This is a genomic window from Amnibacterium sp. (assembly GCF_036559085.1).
Classification (GTDB): Bacteria; Actinomycetota; Actinomycetes; order Actinomycetales; family Microbacteriaceae; genus Amnibacterium.
In genome coordinates, this window is sequence record NZ_DATBTU010000019.1 from 62,287 (window position 1) to 76,066 (window position 13,780).

Genomic DNA, 13,780 nt, shown 5'->3' on the forward strand with positions numbered 1-13,780 from the left:
ACAGTGAGGCTCACCGCTCGGATCGGCGATCCATCCGCGGCCCCGACGACGTCGTCACGGGCACTGCAGACCTGCATGGCCCTGTCGACGCCCTATCGGAGGTGCTCCAAGGCATGATCCCCGCGCTCCCGCTCCGCATCGATGCGCTGCGCGGCGCTCGGCTGGCGGACGGGACCCCGGTCGACGTGCGGCTCGACGGGCCGGTCGTCGCGGCGATCGAGCCGGCGGGCGCGCTCGACGGCGAGCCCGGCGAGGCGCTCGACCTGGACGGGTTCGTGCTGCTCACCGCCGGCGCCGAGCCCCACGCGCACCTCGACAAGGCGCTCACCTTCGACGTCATCGCGCCGCCGCTCGGCGACCTGCCGAGCGCGATCGCCGCGTTCCACACCTACGCGATCACCTCGGACGAGCACGACATCGCCGACCGCGCGCGGCGCACCCTCGGCCGGATGCTCGCGAACGGCATCACCGCCGTGCGCAGCCACGTGAACTTCTCCCCCGGCCCCGATCCGCTCGCCGGGTTCCGGGCCCTCCAGCGGGTGCGGGCCGAGTTCGCCGGGCTGCTCGACCTGCAGCTCGTCACCCTGCCCGCCGACGACACCGTCGACGAGGTGCATGAGGAGGCCTTCGCCCTCGGCGCCGACCTCGTCGGCGGAGCGCCGCACCTCTGGCCCGACCCCATCGCCGCGACCGACCGCCTGCTCGACCTCGCCGAGCGCGTCGGCGTGGGCGCCGACCTGCATGCCGACGAGTCCCTCGACGGCCCGATCACCCTCGGCCGCTTCGCCGAGCGGGCCCGCTCCTGGTCGCTGCCACGCAGCGCCGGGCACTGCGTGCGGCTCGGGATGCTGCGCGAGGACGAGCTCGCCGTGCTCGTCGAGGCGATCCGCGACGCGGACATCGGCATCATCGGCCTGCCGATCACGAACCTGTACCTGCAGGGCTGGGACTCCCCGGTCGCCACCCCCCGCGGCATCACGGCGCTGCGCGCGCTCATCGACGCCGGCGTGCGGGTCGCGGCGGGGGCCGACAACGTGCGCGACCCGTTCAACCCGCTCGGCCGCTGCGATCCGCTGGAGACCGCGATGCTGCTCGTCACCGCCGCGCACCTCACGCCCGCGGAGGCGCTGCACCTCGTCGGCGACGGCGCCCGCGACGTGCTGGGCCTGCCGCCGGCCGGTCCCCGTGTCGGCGCGGTCGCCGACCTGCTGGCCGTACGGGCGGACTCGGCCACCGAGGCGATCGCCTTCGCCTCCGCCGACCGCTACGTGCTCCACGCGGGCCGTCTCGTCGCCGCATCCGTGCTCGAGCAGCGCGTGGCCGTCCCGGCCCGCGAAGCCGTCCTCACCGCCACCGAAACGGGAGCCGCATGACCCTCACCGCGCACGCGCCGGCCAGCACCGGCACGCCCTCCCCCGACCTCCTCGACTTCAGCGGCGTGACGATGCGCTTCGACACCGGCACCGTCGCGCTCGAGGACGTCGACCTCACCGTCCGGCGTGGCGAGTTCGTCACCGTCGTCGGCCCGTCCGGCTGCGGCAAGAGCACCCTGCTGCGGATCGCGTCGGGGCTCGAGACCGCGACCGCCGGCACCGCGTCGGTGAGCACCGATCGGATCGGGTACGTCTTCCAGGACGCGACGCTGCTGCCCTGGCGCACCGTGCAGCGCAACGTCGAGCTGCTCGCCGAGCTGAACGGGCAGTCCAGTCAGGAGCGGCAGGGGAAGGCGGCCGCGGCCATCGAGCTGGTCGGGCTGACCGGGTTCGAGTCGAGCCTGCCGAAGCAGCTCTCCGGCGGCATGCGGATGCGCACCTCCCTCGCGCGCTCCCTCACGCTCGATCCGGAGCTGTTCCTCTTCGACGAGCCGTTCGGCGCGCTCGACGAGATCACCCGCGAGCGCCTCAACGACGAGCTGCTGCGGCTGTTCGTCGAGCAGCAGTTCGCCGGCCTCTTCATCACCCACTCGGTCTCCGAGGCGGTCTACCTGTCGACGCGGGTCGTGGTCATGTCGGGCCGCCCGGGCCACATCGTCAAGACCTTCGACGTGCCGTTCCCGATGCCGCGGGACCCCGACATCCGCTACAGCGCGGAGTTCGGCGAGCTGGTCGGCGAGGTCTCCCACGCGCTTCGAGAGGGGCACCGCTGATGGCCATCGACACCGCACCGCGGACGACCACGCAGGGGCGGTCCCCGGTCCCTGGGCAGGTCACGGTCCGCCGCAGCTCCGCGAAGGTCATCTGGTGGCAGCCCGCCCTCGCGTTCGTCGCGATCATCGCGGTCTGGTACCTGATCGCCGGGATCTTCGCCCTCCAGGGCCGGTCGTTCCTCTGGCCGGCGCCGCACGAGGTGCTGATCGCGCTCGTGGCCGAACCGACGGCGGCCGCGACGATCTGGCCCGCGCTGCTGAACTCCGTGCTCGTCGCGATCACGGGCCTCGCCATCGCGGTGGTCATCGGCGTCACCATCGCCGTGCTGATGGCGCAGGCGCGCTGGATCGAGCGCTCCTTCTTCCCCTACGCGGTCGTCCTGCAGTGCGTGCCGATCCTCGCGATCACGCCGCTGATCGGCGCGATCGTCGGATACAACTTCGCCGGCAAGGTCGTGGTGACGGTGATCATCTCGCTGTTCCCGATCATCGCGAACACGCTGTTCGGCCTGCTGTCCGCCGACCGGGCGCAGCGGGAGCTGTTCCAGCTGCAGCGGGCGTCGCGGTGGACGCTGCTGACGAAGCTGCAGTTCCCGGCGGCGATGCCCTCGTTCATGCTCGGGCTGCGCACCGCCGCCGGTCTCTCGGTGATCGGCGCGGTCATCGGGGACCAGCTGATGGGCCAGGGCTCCCCCGGGCTCGGGTCGGCGATCTCCGTGTTCAGCTCGCGCATCCAGGCGCCGGAGACGTGGGCGTCGCTGCTCGTCGCCTCGGCCTTCGGCGTCGCCGTCTTCCTGCTCTTCGGACTGCTCAGCCGGCTCGCCGTCGGCAAGTGGTTCGACCTCGGCTGAGTCGCCGCATCCACAGCACCCTCGCGACGACCCGGCTCTCCTCCCCGCACCTCGATCAAGGAGCAACATGCGATCCCTCTCCACGCGAAGCGCAGCGGCCGGCATCGCCGTCGCCGCCGCGGTCGCCCTGGCCGGCTGCGCGAGCAGCGGCGGTTCGACCGCCGGCAGCTCGACGGGGGCCACCGGGTCGTCCGCCGGCGCGGTGAACCTGTCGGGCGTCTGCCCGGCGACCGTCGTCGTGCAGACCGACTGGAACCCGGAGGCCGACCACGGCCACCTCTACGAGATGGTCGGGCCGAACCCCACCGTCGACGCCGCGAAGAAGACCGTGACCGGCGACCTCGTCGTCGGGGGCAAGCCCACCGGCGTGAAGATCCAGATCCGCTCCGGCGGCCCCGCGATCGGCTACCAGTCGGTGACGCAGCAGATGTACACCGACAAGAGCATCACGCTCGGCTACGTGTCGACCGACGAGGCCTTGCAGAACTCGGCCAAGCTGCCGACCAAGGCGGTGTTCGCCGAGACGAACATCTCCCCCCAGATGATCATGTGGGACCCGGCGAAGTACCCGTCGGTCACCGACATCAAGAGCCTCGGTGCCGCGCTGTCGAAGGACGGCGGGGTCATCCGCTACTTCAAGGGCGCCGCGTACATGAGCTACCTCGAGGGCGCGGGCATCCTGCCGGCGAGCGTCCTCGACGGCAGCTACGACGGCAGCCCCGCGAAGTTCGTCACCGCGCAGGGCAAGGACGGGCAGCAGGGCTTCGCGACGGCAGAGCCGTACGTCTACCAGAACGAGGTCGGCGCCTGGAAGAAGCCGGTCAAGTTCCAGCTCGTCTACGACACCGGCTACCCGATCTACCCCGAGGCGATGAGCGTCCGCACCGCGGATGAGCAGTCCCTCGCGCCGTGCCTGAAGAAGCTCATCCCCGTGATGCAGCAGGCCGACGTCGACTACGTGAAGAACCCGGCGACGGCCAACGCGCTGATCGTCAGCCTCGTCACGCAGTACAACAACGGCTGGGTCTACGACCAGGGCGTCGCGGACTTCGCCGCGAAGCAGATCAAGGACCTGAAGCTCGTGAGCAACGGGACCGACGGCTACATCGGCGAGATGGACCCGACCCGCGTGCAGAAGGTCATCGACATCGACACCCCGATCTTCACCAAGGGCGGCATCGCCCCGAAGTCGGGCATCACGCCGGCCGACCTGTACACCAACGCGTACCTGAGCAAGTCGGTCACGTTCTGACCGCCCGCTTGCCACTTCCCGCCCTCATCCGAACGGTCCGAGGGCGGGAAGCGGCAAGTCCGCGTTCGCACTGAAGGAGCACCATGTCGCTGTCCGTCACGACCACCTCGCCCGACGCCGTCACCGACCTCGCCGCCGAGCTGCGCGAGCTCCTCGGCGAGAAAAACGTCAGCCTCGAGGAGCGGGTGCGGATGCGCGCCTCCGCCGACGGCTCCCGCATGTCGCCGATCATCGTCGAGCAGCTGCCCCTCGGCCTCGCCGACGTGGTCGCGTTCCCCACCTCCGCCGAGCAGATCGGCCAGGTCGTCGCGGCGGCCGTGCGGCGCGGCGTGCCGATCACGCCCCGCGGCAAGGGCACCGGCAACTACGGCCAGGCCATCCCGATGTCCGGCGGCCTCGTCCTCGACGTCACCCGCGCCCGCGCGGTCGTCGAGGTCGGCGACGGCGTGATCACCGCGGAGGCGGGCGCGCAGATGGTCGTGCTCGAGCAGGCGGCCTGGAACGCCGGGCAGGCGCTCTGGATGTATCCGTCGACGGCGCAGTCGACCATCGGCGGGTTCCTCTCCGGCGGCTCGGGTGGCACCGGCACCATCGAGCACGGCTCGAACGACCGCGGCTTCGTGGTCGCCCTCGACGTCGTGCACGCCGACGGCACCCCCGACCTCGTGCACGTCGAGGGCGAGGCGGCGCAGGCCTACGTGCACAACTACGGCACCGCCGGCATCATCGCCCGCGCCACCGTCCGCCTCGAGCCGCTGCGCGACTGGCGGGGCCTCTACGCGAGCTTCCCCGACCTCGAGTCCGCGCTGCCCGCCGTCCGGGAGATCGGGCGGATGCAGCCGCCGCCGCGGCTCGTGAGCGCCGACCACCCCGAGATCTCGGCCGCGCTGCCGCCCGACGAGGCGGTCCCGGTCGGGCGGACGAGCCTCCGCTCCATCCTGTCCGCCGACATGCTCGCGGAGGCGACCCGGATCATCGAGGAGACCGGCGGCCGCGTCGAGGTCGTCCGCGAGGGGCCGCAGGCGAGCATGCGGATCAGCATGCTCAGCTACAACCACCCGATCGAGTGGTTCCAGAAGGCCACCGACCGGCCCACCTTCCACGTCGAGGTGTCGGGCGAGGCGCTCTTCGAGCGGCTGGCGGACGTCGAGGCCGTCTACCCCGACGGGATGCTGCACATCGAGGCCGGCCACGGGGTCCCGATCGGCATGCTCGCCGGGCGGTACGAGTCCGCGGAGCAGGTCTACGCCGGGATCGCCGCGCTGAACGCGCTCGGCGTGGGCGTGCACAACCCGCACCAGTGGAACGTCGACTTCGAGGTGGAGCGCACCGTCGAGCTCGCCCGACGCACCGACCCGAACGGCCTGCTGAACCCCGGCAAGCTGAACCCCGACTACGACGGCCCGCGCAAGGGCGCGATCCGATGAGCCGCCTGCTCGCCGACCTGCCCGGCAGCCGCGTCGCGACGACGCTCACCGAGCGCAGCATCATCGTCCAGCCCGTCGGGGCGATCGAGCACCACGGGCCGCACCTGCCGCTGCGCACCGACGCACTCGTGGCCGAGGCCGTCACGACCGCCGCGGTCACCCGCGCCGCCGAGCAGGGCCTCGACGTGTGGCAGCTGCCGACGCTGTCCATGACGAAGTCGGACGAGCACGCCTGGGCGCCCGGCACGCTGTGGCTGTCGGCGGACACGCTGCTCGACGTGCTGCGCGACCTCGGCCGCTCCATCGCCGCGACGCCGGCGAAGAAGATCGTGTTCGTCAACGGGCACGGCGGGAACATCGCGCTGCTGCAGGTCGTCAACCGTGAGCTGCGCCGCCGCTACGGGCTGCAACCGTTCACGATGCCGGCCGGCATCCAGCGGGCGGGCGGCGGCGCGGACGGCCAGCCGGACGAGCACGGCTTCGGCATCCACGCCGGCTGGGCCGAGACGTCGCTGGTGCTGCACCTCGCGCCCGACCTCGTGCATCCGGCGGAGTACGCCCGGAACGTGCCAGAGACGCTCGAGGACTTCCGGCATCTCGGCTTCAACGGCCGCCCGGTCACGTTCGGCTGGCTGTCGAGCGACTTCGGGCCGAGCGGCGTGATCGGCGACCCCACGGGCGCGAGCGCCGAGGCCGGCGCGCACCTGTTCGAGGAGGGGGTCGGATTCGTCGTCGAAGCGCTCGGCGAGGTGGACCGCTACCCCCTGCTCCCGGCGTGAGCGACCTGAGCGGCGAGGTGCTGGCCGAGGTCGCAGCCTGGCTGCCCCCGAACGACGAGCCGGACCGGCCGCAGATCCAGGTGGCGACCGTGGATGAGGACGGGCGTCCCGATCTCCGCACGGTGCTGCTCAGCGAGTGGGACGAGCGCGGATTCGTCTTCCACACCGACGCGCGGTCACGGAAGGCGGATCAGCTCGCGGCGCGGCCCGGCGTGGCGGTCCTGGTGCTGTGGCCGGGCTTCACGCGCCAGCTCGTCGTCCGCGGACGGGCCGAGCCGCTCGACGCGGACCGGATCGCCGGCGGCTACGCGAAGCGCTCGCCGTACCTCCGGCAGCTGGCGTGGCTGAACGACGACGAGCTCGCCCAGGCCGGCCAGGAGCAGCGCAGGGCACGGTGGGCGGCGGCGGCGGGCCACGACTTCTCGGCTCCGCCGGAGTCGTGGACGGGCTACCTGGTGCGACCCGAGCGGCTCACCTTCTGGCGGTCGGACGCCGAGGGTCCGAGCCACCGCGTGGAGTACCGCGAGGAGCCGGGCGGCGGATGGAGCACCCACCACCTGCCCGGCTGACGGCTAGGACTCCTCGAGCTTCAGCGCGACGCCGAGGGCGAAGAACGTCGGCGCCCAGTGGCCGACGAAGATGCCCCAGCGGTCGGACTGCGCCTTGTCGTTCGAGTCGCGGGCCTGGGAGGCGGCCCATGCGGCGAAGCTGAGGCCGATGGAGATGAATCCACCCCAGTAGGCGTATTCGCTCTTGAAGCCCGCGTCGACCAGTGCCTTGATGGGGTTCATCAGTAGTCCTTCCCTACAGGGGTCACCCTGCCACATCCGTCACCCTGGCGGTGGAGTCTGCGAGAACGCCGGGACGGCGGGGGCGCGGTGCCGGCGCGGGACCGGACGTCAGCGCGGCGCGACGGCGACGCGGTCGAGGGCGTCGGCGACGCGGTCGGCCATCGACGCGAGCGCCTGCTTCTGGTCGGCGTCGAGGCGGTCGAAGAAGGCGCGCTGGAGCACCTCGACGTAGCCGCAGGACGCGGCAGCGAACGCGTCGGCGCCGCGCTCGGCGAGGACCACCCAGGTGCCACGGGCGTCGGTCGGGCAGTCGGCCCGCTCCACGAGCCCGCGCTCGGCCATCCGACGTACCTGGTGCGAGATGCGGCTCTTCTCCCAGTCGATCGACTCGGCGAGGGCTCCCGCACGGAGGCGGTGCCCGTCCGCCTCGGCGAGGCTGCGGAGGACGTCGAAGTCCGCCGTCGAGATGCCAGCGTCATGCTGCAGTCGCTGCTCGAGGGCACGGTCGATCGACCGTCCGGTGGTGCTGAAGGCACGCCAGACGGCCCAGTCGGCAGGGTGGAGGCCGGACGGATCTGACATGTCCACCAGGTTACCATCCGAGTAGTTGACCTGTCACCCAAGAGGTGGTATGAGGCCTCGTCCTCGCGTCCCGATTGCAGGCATCCGGTCGCTTCGCATGCGGATTCCGGCTCCGACCGCCCCTTCGGGTCCGGATGCATGCACCCCGGAGCCGGGGGGTCAGAGGACCTCGGCGAAGAAGTCCTTCATCGCGGTCCAGCTGCGGCGCTCGGCGGTCGCCTGGAACTGCGCGCCGTGGTCCGGGGCGTCGACGCCGGGCACCGCGAACGCGTGCATCGCCCCGGCGTAGGTGACGACCTGCCAGTCGAGGCCCGGCACCCGGCGGAACTCGTTCTGCACCGCGAGCACCGCCTCGTCGGGCACGACCGGGTCGGCCGCGCCGGTCAGGATGAGCAGGCTGGCGCGGATGCGCTCCGCCTCGCCCTCCGGACCGGCCTGCAGGCCGCCGTGGAAGCTGACGACCGCCCGGAGGTCCGCCCCGGTCCTCGCGAGCAGCAGCGCGGTCGAGCCGCCGAAGCAGTAGCCGATGGCCGCCGTGCGGGAGCCGTCGACGACCGCCTCCTCGCGCATCCGGTCGAAGGCGCCGACGACCCGCTGCCGCCAGAGCTCCGGGTTGCCGTAGTAGGCCCCGGCGACCGTGGGCGCCTCCGCCTCGGACGGGCGCACGTCGGCGCCGTAGATGTCGGCCGCGAACGCCGCGTAGCCGAGGCGGGCCAGCATGTCGCAGCGCATCCGCACGGTGTCCGTCACGCCGAGCCAGTCGTGCACCACCAGCACACCGGGCACCGCACCCTGCACGTCGGCGGGGACGGCGAGGTAGCCGCGGCAGGCGGTGCCGTCGACCGTGTAGTCCACGTCGCCGGACCGCACACCCCCGTCGGGCTCGGGCTCGCGGGAGAGGACGGCGTCGAGGACGGGCGCATAGGTCGGCATGGCGCCATCCTGCGGTGGCGTCCTTATGAGCCCGCTGCATGCGGGCGCGGCGGCTCGGAGCACTCCTGGCACGTCGACGCCGCTCGGTAATGTGGCGCCGTTCCGCAAGCCGAGGAGGGGCATGACCGACCTCGTGATCCGCGCGCAGCGGGCGTTCGTCGGCGGCGCGCTCGGACCGGCGACGGTGGTCGTGGACGGCGGCCGGATCCGTGAGGTCCGCGGCGCGGATGATCCGGCCGTCGCCGACGTGGAGCTCGGCGACGACGAGGTGCTGCTGCCGGGCCTCGTGGACACGCACGTCCATGTGAACGAGCCGGGCCGCACCGAGTGGGAGGGCTTCGCGAGCGCCACGCGAGCGGCGCTCGCCGGCGGCGTCACGACGATCGTCGACATGCCGCTGAACTCGATCCCGCCGACGGTGGATCCGGCGGCGCTCGAGGTGAAGCGCCACGCGGCCGAGGGGGCCGTCGCGGTCGACACGGGCTTCTGGGGAGGCGCGGTGCCGGCGTCGCTCGGCCGGCTCGAAGCGCTCTGGGACGAGGGCGTCTTCGGCTTCAAGGCGTTCCTCGCGCCGTCGGGCGTCGACGAGTTCGCGCACCTCGACCGGGCGCAGCTGCTCGCGGCGCTGATCGAGATCGCCGGGTTCGGCGGCCTGCTGATCGTGCACGCGGAGGACCCGCAGGTGCTCGACGCGGCACCGCACGGCGGTGGCCGCGACTACCGCCGCTTCGTCCGCAGCCGGCCGCCGGAGGCCGAGACCGCGGCGATCGGCGCCGTGATCGACGGGGTGCGCCGCACCGGCGCGCGGGCGCACATCCTGCACCTCTCGTCCGCCGCAGCGCTGCCGATGCTCGCCGCGGCGAAGGCGGAGGGCCTGCCGATCACGGTGGAGACCTGCCCCCACTACCTCGTGTTCGACGAGGCCTCCATCCCCGACGGGGCGACGGAGTACAAGTGCTGCCCGCCGATCCGGGACGTCGCGAACCAGGACGCGCTCTGGGCGGCGCTGCAGGACGGCACGATCGACCTCGTCGTGTCCGATCACTCCCCCTCCACGGTCGACCGCAAGTTCGCGGGCGACGGCGACTTCGACGTCGCCTGGGGCGGCGTCGCCGGGCTGCAGTTCGGCCTCGCCGCGGTCTGGACGGCGGCCCGCGCGCGGGGCATCCCCCTCGAGACGGTGCTGCCGTGGTTCACCAGCGCGCCCGCCGACCTCGTCGGCCTCACCACCAAGGGACGGATCGCGCCCGGAGCGGATGCCGACCTCGCCGTGCTCGCCCCCGATCAGCGGTACCGCGTCGCGGAGCCGGAGCTGCGGTTCAAGAACCCGGTGAGCGCGTACGTCGGGCACGAGCTGTCCGGCACCGTCCGCGGGGCGTGGCTCGCCGGCCGCCGCGTCGATCCCGACGGCTCACCGGCAGGACGGCTGCTGCGTCGTGCGTGAGTCGACCACCCCGCGGCTGCCGATCCGCACCGCGCGACTCGAGCTCCGCCGCCTGACACCGGGCGACCGGGACGCCATGCTGTGGTATCGGTCGGATCCGGAGACCTGCCGGTACCTGCCGTTCCGGCCGCAGACCGCCGACGAGGTGGCGCGCTACCTCACCACGCGAGCGGCCCGCACCGCGCTCGAGGGCACCGACGGATCGCTCTCCTTCGGCGTCGCGCTCCCCGACGGCGGTCCGCTCCTCGGCGACCTGATCGTCTTCGTCCGCGACCTCGAGCAGGAGTGCCTCGAGCTCGGCTGGGTGTTCGCGCCCGAGCACCGGGGCCACGGCTACGCGACCGAGGCGGCCGCGGCGCTGCTCGCGTTCGCCTTCGGCGAGGTCGGCGCCCATCGGGTGGTCGCTCGGATGGATCCCGCGAACACGGCGTCGGCCCGTGTCGCCGACCGCATCGGGATGCGGCGCGAGGCGCTGCTGCTCGAGAACGAGCGGGTGAAGGGGGTCTGGTCGGACACCCTCAACTACGCCGTCCTCGAGCGGGAGTGGCGGGCTTCACACCGCTGAAACGCGCGTCTGCGATGGTTGCGGCATGGCGATCGTGCTCGGGCCCCACCAGTACGGCAAGGCGGAGACGCGGCTCGTGCGGGTCGTGCGGACGGGCGAGCGCCACGAGCTGGTGGACCTCAACGTGTCGACCGCCCTGCGCGGCCACTTCGACGCCGCGCACCTCGAGGGTGATCAGCACAACGTGCTGCCGACGGACACGCAGAAGAACACCGCCTACGTCTGGGCGAAGCGGTTCGTGCCCGACCCGATCGAGTCGTGGGCCCTGTCCCTCGCCCGGCACTTCGTCGACGACGTCGAGCCGGTGACCGGCGCCCGCGTGGAGGTCGAGCGGCTCGGCTGGACGCGGGCCGACGTCGGCGGCGCACCGCACCGCCACACCTTCCTCCGGACCGGTCCCGAGGTGCGCACGGCGGCGGTCACGGTCGCCGCCGACGGGGTGCACGTCGTGCAGGGCTTCAAGGACCTCGTGATCCTGAAGTCGACCGGATCCGCCTTCCGCGACTTCCTCGTCGACGACCTCACCACCCTGCAGCCGACCGACGACCGCATCATGGCCACGTCGCTGACGGTCCGCTGGCGACTCTCCGACCCGGCGGCGGACACCGACTGGAACGCGCTGCACGCCTCCGTGCAGGCGGTGCTCGTCGAGCGCTTCGCGAACCTCGAATCACTCGCGCTGCAGCAGACGCTCTGGCACATGGGGAAGGCGGCGCTCGAGGCGCACCCGGAGATCGCGGAGATCCGGCTCGCGGCCCCCAACAAGCACCACTTCGTCGTCGATCTCGCCCCCTTCGGCGAGGCGAACCCGAACGAGGTCTTCCATGCCGACGACCGGCCGTACGGCCTCATCCACGCGAGCGCGATCCGCGATGACGCTCCCCCGGCGGGCGACGCGTGGCTGCCGTTCACGGGCCTCGCATGAGCGCCGACGACGACCGCTGGATCGCCCGGACGGTCGAGCTGGCGCTCGCGAACGTGGCGGACGGCGGCGGCCCCTTCGGCGCGGTGATCGTGCGCGACGGCGAGCTGCTCGCGGAGGGCCAGAACCGGGTCACGCGCGACAGCGACCCGACGGCGCACGCCGAGGTGCAGGCCATCCGCGCCGCCTGCCGCGGGCTCGGCGACTTCTCGCTGCCCGGCGCCGTGCTCTACACGTCGTGCGAGCCGTGCCCGCTGTGCCTCTCGGCGGCGCTCTGGGCGCGCGTCGCCCGGGTCGTCTACGCGGCCGACCGGCACGACGCCGCGCGCGGCGGGTTCGACGACCGCGTCTTCTACGAGCTGTTCGAGACGCCGCGCGAGCAGTGGCACGTCGTCGTCGAGGGGATGCGGCCGGGCAACGCGTCCGAGCCCTTCGACGCCTGGCTGGCGAACGGCGGCCGCACGGACTACTGAGCGGGCCGTCCGGCGGATGCGCCAGAATCGCGGCGTGCAGCGCGACGCCACCGAGCCCCGAGGCACCACCGCGGCGTCCCGAGTCGCCGTGCTGCTCGACCTCGACGGCACCCTGCTCGATGGCAGCGGACTGCCCGCGGCGCTCCGCACGACCGGGGAGCGGCTCGCCCGCCTGGCACCCGGGCTCGATCCGGACCGCTTCGTCGCCGCCCACACCGCCGTGTGGCAGGAGCTCTGGCCGGAGGTCGAGGACGAGTGGATGCTCGGCCACGGGGCGGCCGCCGGCATCGAGCGCCGGGCCTGGGCCGGCGCCCTCACGCGATGCGGCTTCGACGATCCGGCCCTCGTGGACGCCGCGGAGTCCATCCACCCGGAGTCGGTGCAGGCGGCGCACCGGGCCTACCCGGAGGTGCCGGCCGCGCTGGCCGACCTCCGCGCCGCCGGCTGGGCGACCGCGATCGTCACGAACGGCGCCGGCAGCCTGCAGCGCGCGAAGATCGCGGACGCCGGGCTCGACGGCACGACCGACCTGGTGGTCGTCTCGAGCGAGGTCGGTGTGGCGAAGCCGACACCGGGCATCGCCGAGCACGCGCTGCTCGAGCTCGGCGCCGACCCGGCCCGGTCGTGGTTCGTCGGCGACAACCTCTGGGTCGACATCGAGGTCGGATCCCGCGTCGGACTCGGCACCGTCTGGGTGAACCGGCGGCAGCGGATCCGTCCCGACACGGCGCCCGCGCCGGACCTCGAGGTCGCCGATCTCGCCGGCCTCGCGGAGCGGATCGCGGCGGTCAGGACCCCCGGTAGGTCGAGTACGCGAACGGGCTGAGCAGCAGCGGCACGTGGTAGTGGTCGGCGCCGGTCACGAGGAACGACACCTGCACCTCCGGGTAGAACGCGGGCCGGTGCGTGGCCTGGAAGTAGTCGCCGGTCGCGAACACGAGCCGGTACACCCCGCCCTCGAGGCGGTCGGGTCCCAGGGCGCCGATCCGGCCGTCTCCGTCGGTCGCGCCGCTCGCGACCTCGGACCAGCCGTCGCGGCCCTTGCGGTCGAGCTCCACGGCCACCCCGACCGCGGGCGTGCCGAAGGCCGCGTCGAGCACGTGGGTGGTGACCTGGCTCATTCCCGGCCTCCGAAGACCTGGCGCAGCCGCATGGCGATGATCTCGCGCAGCTGCTGCTTCGCCTCCTCTGCCTCCTCGACCGGGTCGTTCTTCAGCCGCCGCTGCAGCTCGTCGAGCACGTCCTGCTGCGAGCGGCCCGCGGCACGGAGAAGGAAGATCCGCCCGAAGCGGCCCTCGTACACGGCGTTCCCGCGAGCGATCGCGGCGTCGAGGCCCTCCTCGGCCCGGCCGAGACCCGCCTGCTCGCCGGCCGACAGGGATCCGGGCGCCGGCGTCTCACCGATCCGTGGATGCGCGCCCGCCGCCTCGTCGAGCTCGGCGTCGCTGAGCCGCGCGGCCGCGGCGTCGACCGTCGCGGCGAGCGCCTCGACCGAGTCGTAGGGGCCGCCGGCGACCGCCTCGTCGACGAGCCGCCGCACACCGAGCACGGCCTCGAGCCGCTCGCGGGCGTCCGCGGTTCCGGTATCGATCACCCCGCCAACCCTAGGGGCGCC

Annotated in this window: 17 protein-coding genes; 12 read left to right on the forward strand and 5 right to left on the reverse strand. The window is 73.0% G+C overall.

The window, feature by feature from the left end; genetic code table 11:
- The first annotated feature begins 113 nt into the window (after positions 1-113).
- The 7 genes from VIG76_RS03330 to VIG76_RS03360 all read left to right on the forward strand — a co-directional run bounded on the left by VIG76_RS03330 (position 114) and on the right by VIG76_RS03360 (position 7,024).
- Positions 114-1,373, forward strand: a complete 1,260-nt coding sequence (locus VIG76_RS03330) for an amidohydrolase family protein (protein ID WP_331951030.1) — start codon at positions 114-116, stop codon at positions 1,371-1,373.
- Complete coding sequence (locus VIG76_RS03335) at positions 1,370-2,146, forward strand: ABC transporter ATP-binding protein (protein ID WP_331951032.1); 777 nt, start codon at positions 1,370-1,372, stop codon at positions 2,144-2,146. The genes VIG76_RS03330 and VIG76_RS03335 overlap by 4 nt, the downstream gene beginning before the upstream one ends.
- Positions 2,146-2,997: an ABC transporter permease gene (locus tag VIG76_RS03340; protein WP_331951034.1), complete on the forward strand. Its 852-nt coding sequence runs from the start codon at positions 2,146-2,148 to the stop codon at positions 2,995-2,997. Before VIG76_RS03335 ends, VIG76_RS03340 begins: the two co-directional genes overlap by 1 nt.
- A gap of 67 nt (positions 2,998-3,064) precedes the next feature.
- Positions 3,065-4,249, forward strand: a complete 1,185-nt coding sequence (locus tag VIG76_RS03345; protein ID WP_331951036.1) for an ABC transporter substrate-binding protein — start codon at positions 3,065-3,067, stop codon at positions 4,247-4,249.
- Positions 4,250-4,332: 83 nt separating this feature from the next.
- Complete coding sequence (locus VIG76_RS03350; RefSeq protein ID WP_331951038.1) at positions 4,333-5,676, forward strand: FAD-binding oxidoreductase; 1,344 nt, start codon at positions 4,333-4,335, stop codon at positions 5,674-5,676.
- Positions 5,673-6,455, forward strand: a complete 783-nt coding sequence (locus tag VIG76_RS03355) for a creatininase family protein (protein WP_331951040.1) — start codon at positions 5,673-5,675, stop codon at positions 6,453-6,455. Before VIG76_RS03350 ends, VIG76_RS03355 begins: the two co-directional genes overlap by 4 nt.
- Positions 6,452-7,024 (forward strand): pyridoxamine 5'-phosphate oxidase family protein, encoded by a 573-nt coding sequence (locus VIG76_RS03360; protein WP_331951042.1) that lies wholly within the window; start codon positions 6,452-6,454, stop codon positions 7,022-7,024. The genes VIG76_RS03355 and VIG76_RS03360 overlap by 4 nt, the downstream gene beginning before the upstream one ends.
- A 3-nt stretch (positions 7,025-7,027) precedes the next feature.
- Here VIG76_RS03360 and VIG76_RS03365 read toward each other — a convergent pair whose 3' ends face one another.
- The 3 genes from VIG76_RS03365 to VIG76_RS03375 all read right to left on the reverse strand — a co-directional run bounded on the left by VIG76_RS03365 (position 7,028) and on the right by VIG76_RS03375 (position 8,761).
- Positions 7,028-7,246, reverse strand: a complete 219-nt coding sequence (locus VIG76_RS03365; RefSeq protein ID WP_331951044.1) for a hypothetical protein — start codon at positions 7,244-7,246, stop codon at positions 7,028-7,030.
- Positions 7,247-7,354: 108 nt separating this feature from the next.
- Positions 7,355-7,828 (reverse strand): MarR family winged helix-turn-helix transcriptional regulator, encoded by a 474-nt coding sequence (locus tag VIG76_RS03370; RefSeq protein WP_331951046.1) that lies wholly within the window; start codon positions 7,826-7,828, stop codon positions 7,355-7,357.
- A gap of 159 nt (positions 7,829-7,987) precedes the next feature.
- Positions 7,988-8,761, reverse strand: a complete 774-nt coding sequence (locus VIG76_RS03375) for a dienelactone hydrolase family protein (protein ID WP_331951048.1) — start codon at positions 8,759-8,761, stop codon at positions 7,988-7,990.
- Between the two features lie 121 nt (positions 8,762-8,882).
- Here VIG76_RS03375 and allB point away from each other — a divergent pair, with 121 nt between their 5' ends.
- Genes allB through VIG76_RS03400 form a run of 5 tightly spaced genes read left to right on the forward strand, consistent with a single transcriptional unit; the run spans position 8,883 to position 12,991 of the window.
- Complete coding sequence (gene allB / locus VIG76_RS03380) at positions 8,883-10,205, forward strand: allantoinase AllB (protein ID WP_331951050.1); 1,323 nt, start codon at positions 8,883-8,885, stop codon at positions 10,203-10,205.
- Positions 10,198-10,770, forward strand: coding sequence for a GNAT family N-acetyltransferase (locus VIG76_RS03385; protein ID WP_331951052.1), 573 nt, complete (start codon positions 10,198-10,200; stop codon positions 10,768-10,770). Before allB ends, VIG76_RS03385 begins: the two co-directional genes overlap by 8 nt.
- A 25-nt stretch (positions 10,771-10,795) precedes the next feature.
- Positions 10,796-11,695: a factor-independent urate hydroxylase gene (gene pucL / locus VIG76_RS03390; RefSeq protein ID WP_331951054.1), complete on the forward strand. Its 900-nt coding sequence runs from the start codon at positions 10,796-10,798 to the stop codon at positions 11,693-11,695.
- Positions 11,692-12,165, forward strand: a complete 474-nt coding sequence (locus VIG76_RS03395) for a nucleoside deaminase (protein WP_331951056.1) — start codon at positions 11,692-11,694, stop codon at positions 12,163-12,165. The genes pucL and VIG76_RS03395 overlap by 4 nt, the downstream gene beginning before the upstream one ends.
- Positions 12,166-12,199: 34 nt before the next feature.
- Entirely contained in the window at positions 12,200-12,991 is a 792-nt protein-coding gene (locus tag VIG76_RS03400; protein ID WP_331951058.1) for an HAD family hydrolase, read from the forward strand.
- Here VIG76_RS03400 and uraH read toward each other — a convergent pair.
- Together uraH and VIG76_RS03410 are read right to left on the reverse strand one after the other, a co-directional pair.
- A complete protein-coding gene (gene uraH / locus VIG76_RS03405) occupies positions 12,954-13,286 on the reverse strand; it encodes a hydroxyisourate hydrolase (RefSeq protein ID WP_331951060.1) in 333 nt (110 codons plus the stop codon). The genes VIG76_RS03400 and uraH overlap by 38 nt on opposite strands.
- Entirely contained in the window at positions 13,283-13,759 is a 477-nt protein-coding gene (locus VIG76_RS03410) for a 2-oxo-4-hydroxy-4-carboxy-5-ureidoimidazoline decarboxylase (RefSeq protein ID WP_331951061.1), read from the reverse strand. Before VIG76_RS03410 ends, uraH begins: the two co-directional genes overlap by 4 nt.
- Between the last annotated feature and the right edge of the window lie 21 nt (positions 13,760-13,780).

Bases quoted from the DNA above. Each gene is read 5' to 3' on its own strand.
- VIG76_RS03340 (WP_331951034.1), top strand. From the start codon at position 2,146: ATGGCCATCGACACCGCACCGCGGACGACCACGCAGGGGCGGTCCCCG.
- VIG76_RS03345 (WP_331951036.1), top strand. From the start codon at position 3,065: ATGCGATCCCTCTCCACGCGAAGCGCAGCGGCCGGCATCGCCGTCGCC.
- VIG76_RS03365 (WP_331951044.1), bottom strand. From the start codon at position 7,246: ATGAACCCCATCAAGGCACTGGTCGACGCGGGCTTCAAGAGCGAATAC.
- VIG76_RS03370 (WP_331951046.1), bottom strand. From the start codon at position 7,828: ATGTCAGATCCGTCCGGCCTCCACCCTGCCGACTGGGCCGTCTGGCGT.
- uraH (WP_331951060.1), bottom strand. From the start codon at position 13,286: ATGAGCCAGGTCACCACCCACGTGCTCGACGCGGCCTTCGGCACGCCC.
- VIG76_RS03335 (WP_331951032.1), top strand. From the start codon at position 1,370: ATGACCCTCACCGCGCACGCGCCGGCCAGCACCGGCACGCCCTCCCCC.
- VIG76_RS03355 (WP_331951040.1), top strand. From the start codon at position 5,673: ATGAGCCGCCTGCTCGCCGACCTGCCCGGCAGCCGCGTCGCGACGACG.
- VIG76_RS03330 (WP_331951030.1), top strand. From the start codon at position 114: ATGATCCCCGCGCTCCCGCTCCGCATCGATGCGCTGCGCGGCGCTCGG.
- VIG76_RS03375 (WP_331951048.1), bottom strand. From the start codon at position 8,761: ATGCCGACCTATGCGCCCGTCCTCGACGCCGTCCTCTCCCGCGAGCCC.
- allB (WP_331951050.1), top strand. From the start codon at position 8,883: ATGACCGACCTCGTGATCCGCGCGCAGCGGGCGTTCGTCGGCGGCGCG.
- VIG76_RS03395 (WP_331951056.1), top strand. From the start codon at position 11,692: ATGAGCGCCGACGACGACCGCTGGATCGCCCGGACGGTCGAGCTGGCG.
- VIG76_RS03350 (WP_331951038.1), top strand. From the start codon at position 4,333: ATGTCGCTGTCCGTCACGACCACCTCGCCCGACGCCGTCACCGACCTC.
- pucL (WP_331951054.1), top strand. From the start codon at position 10,796: ATGGCGATCGTGCTCGGGCCCCACCAGTACGGCAAGGCGGAGACGCGG.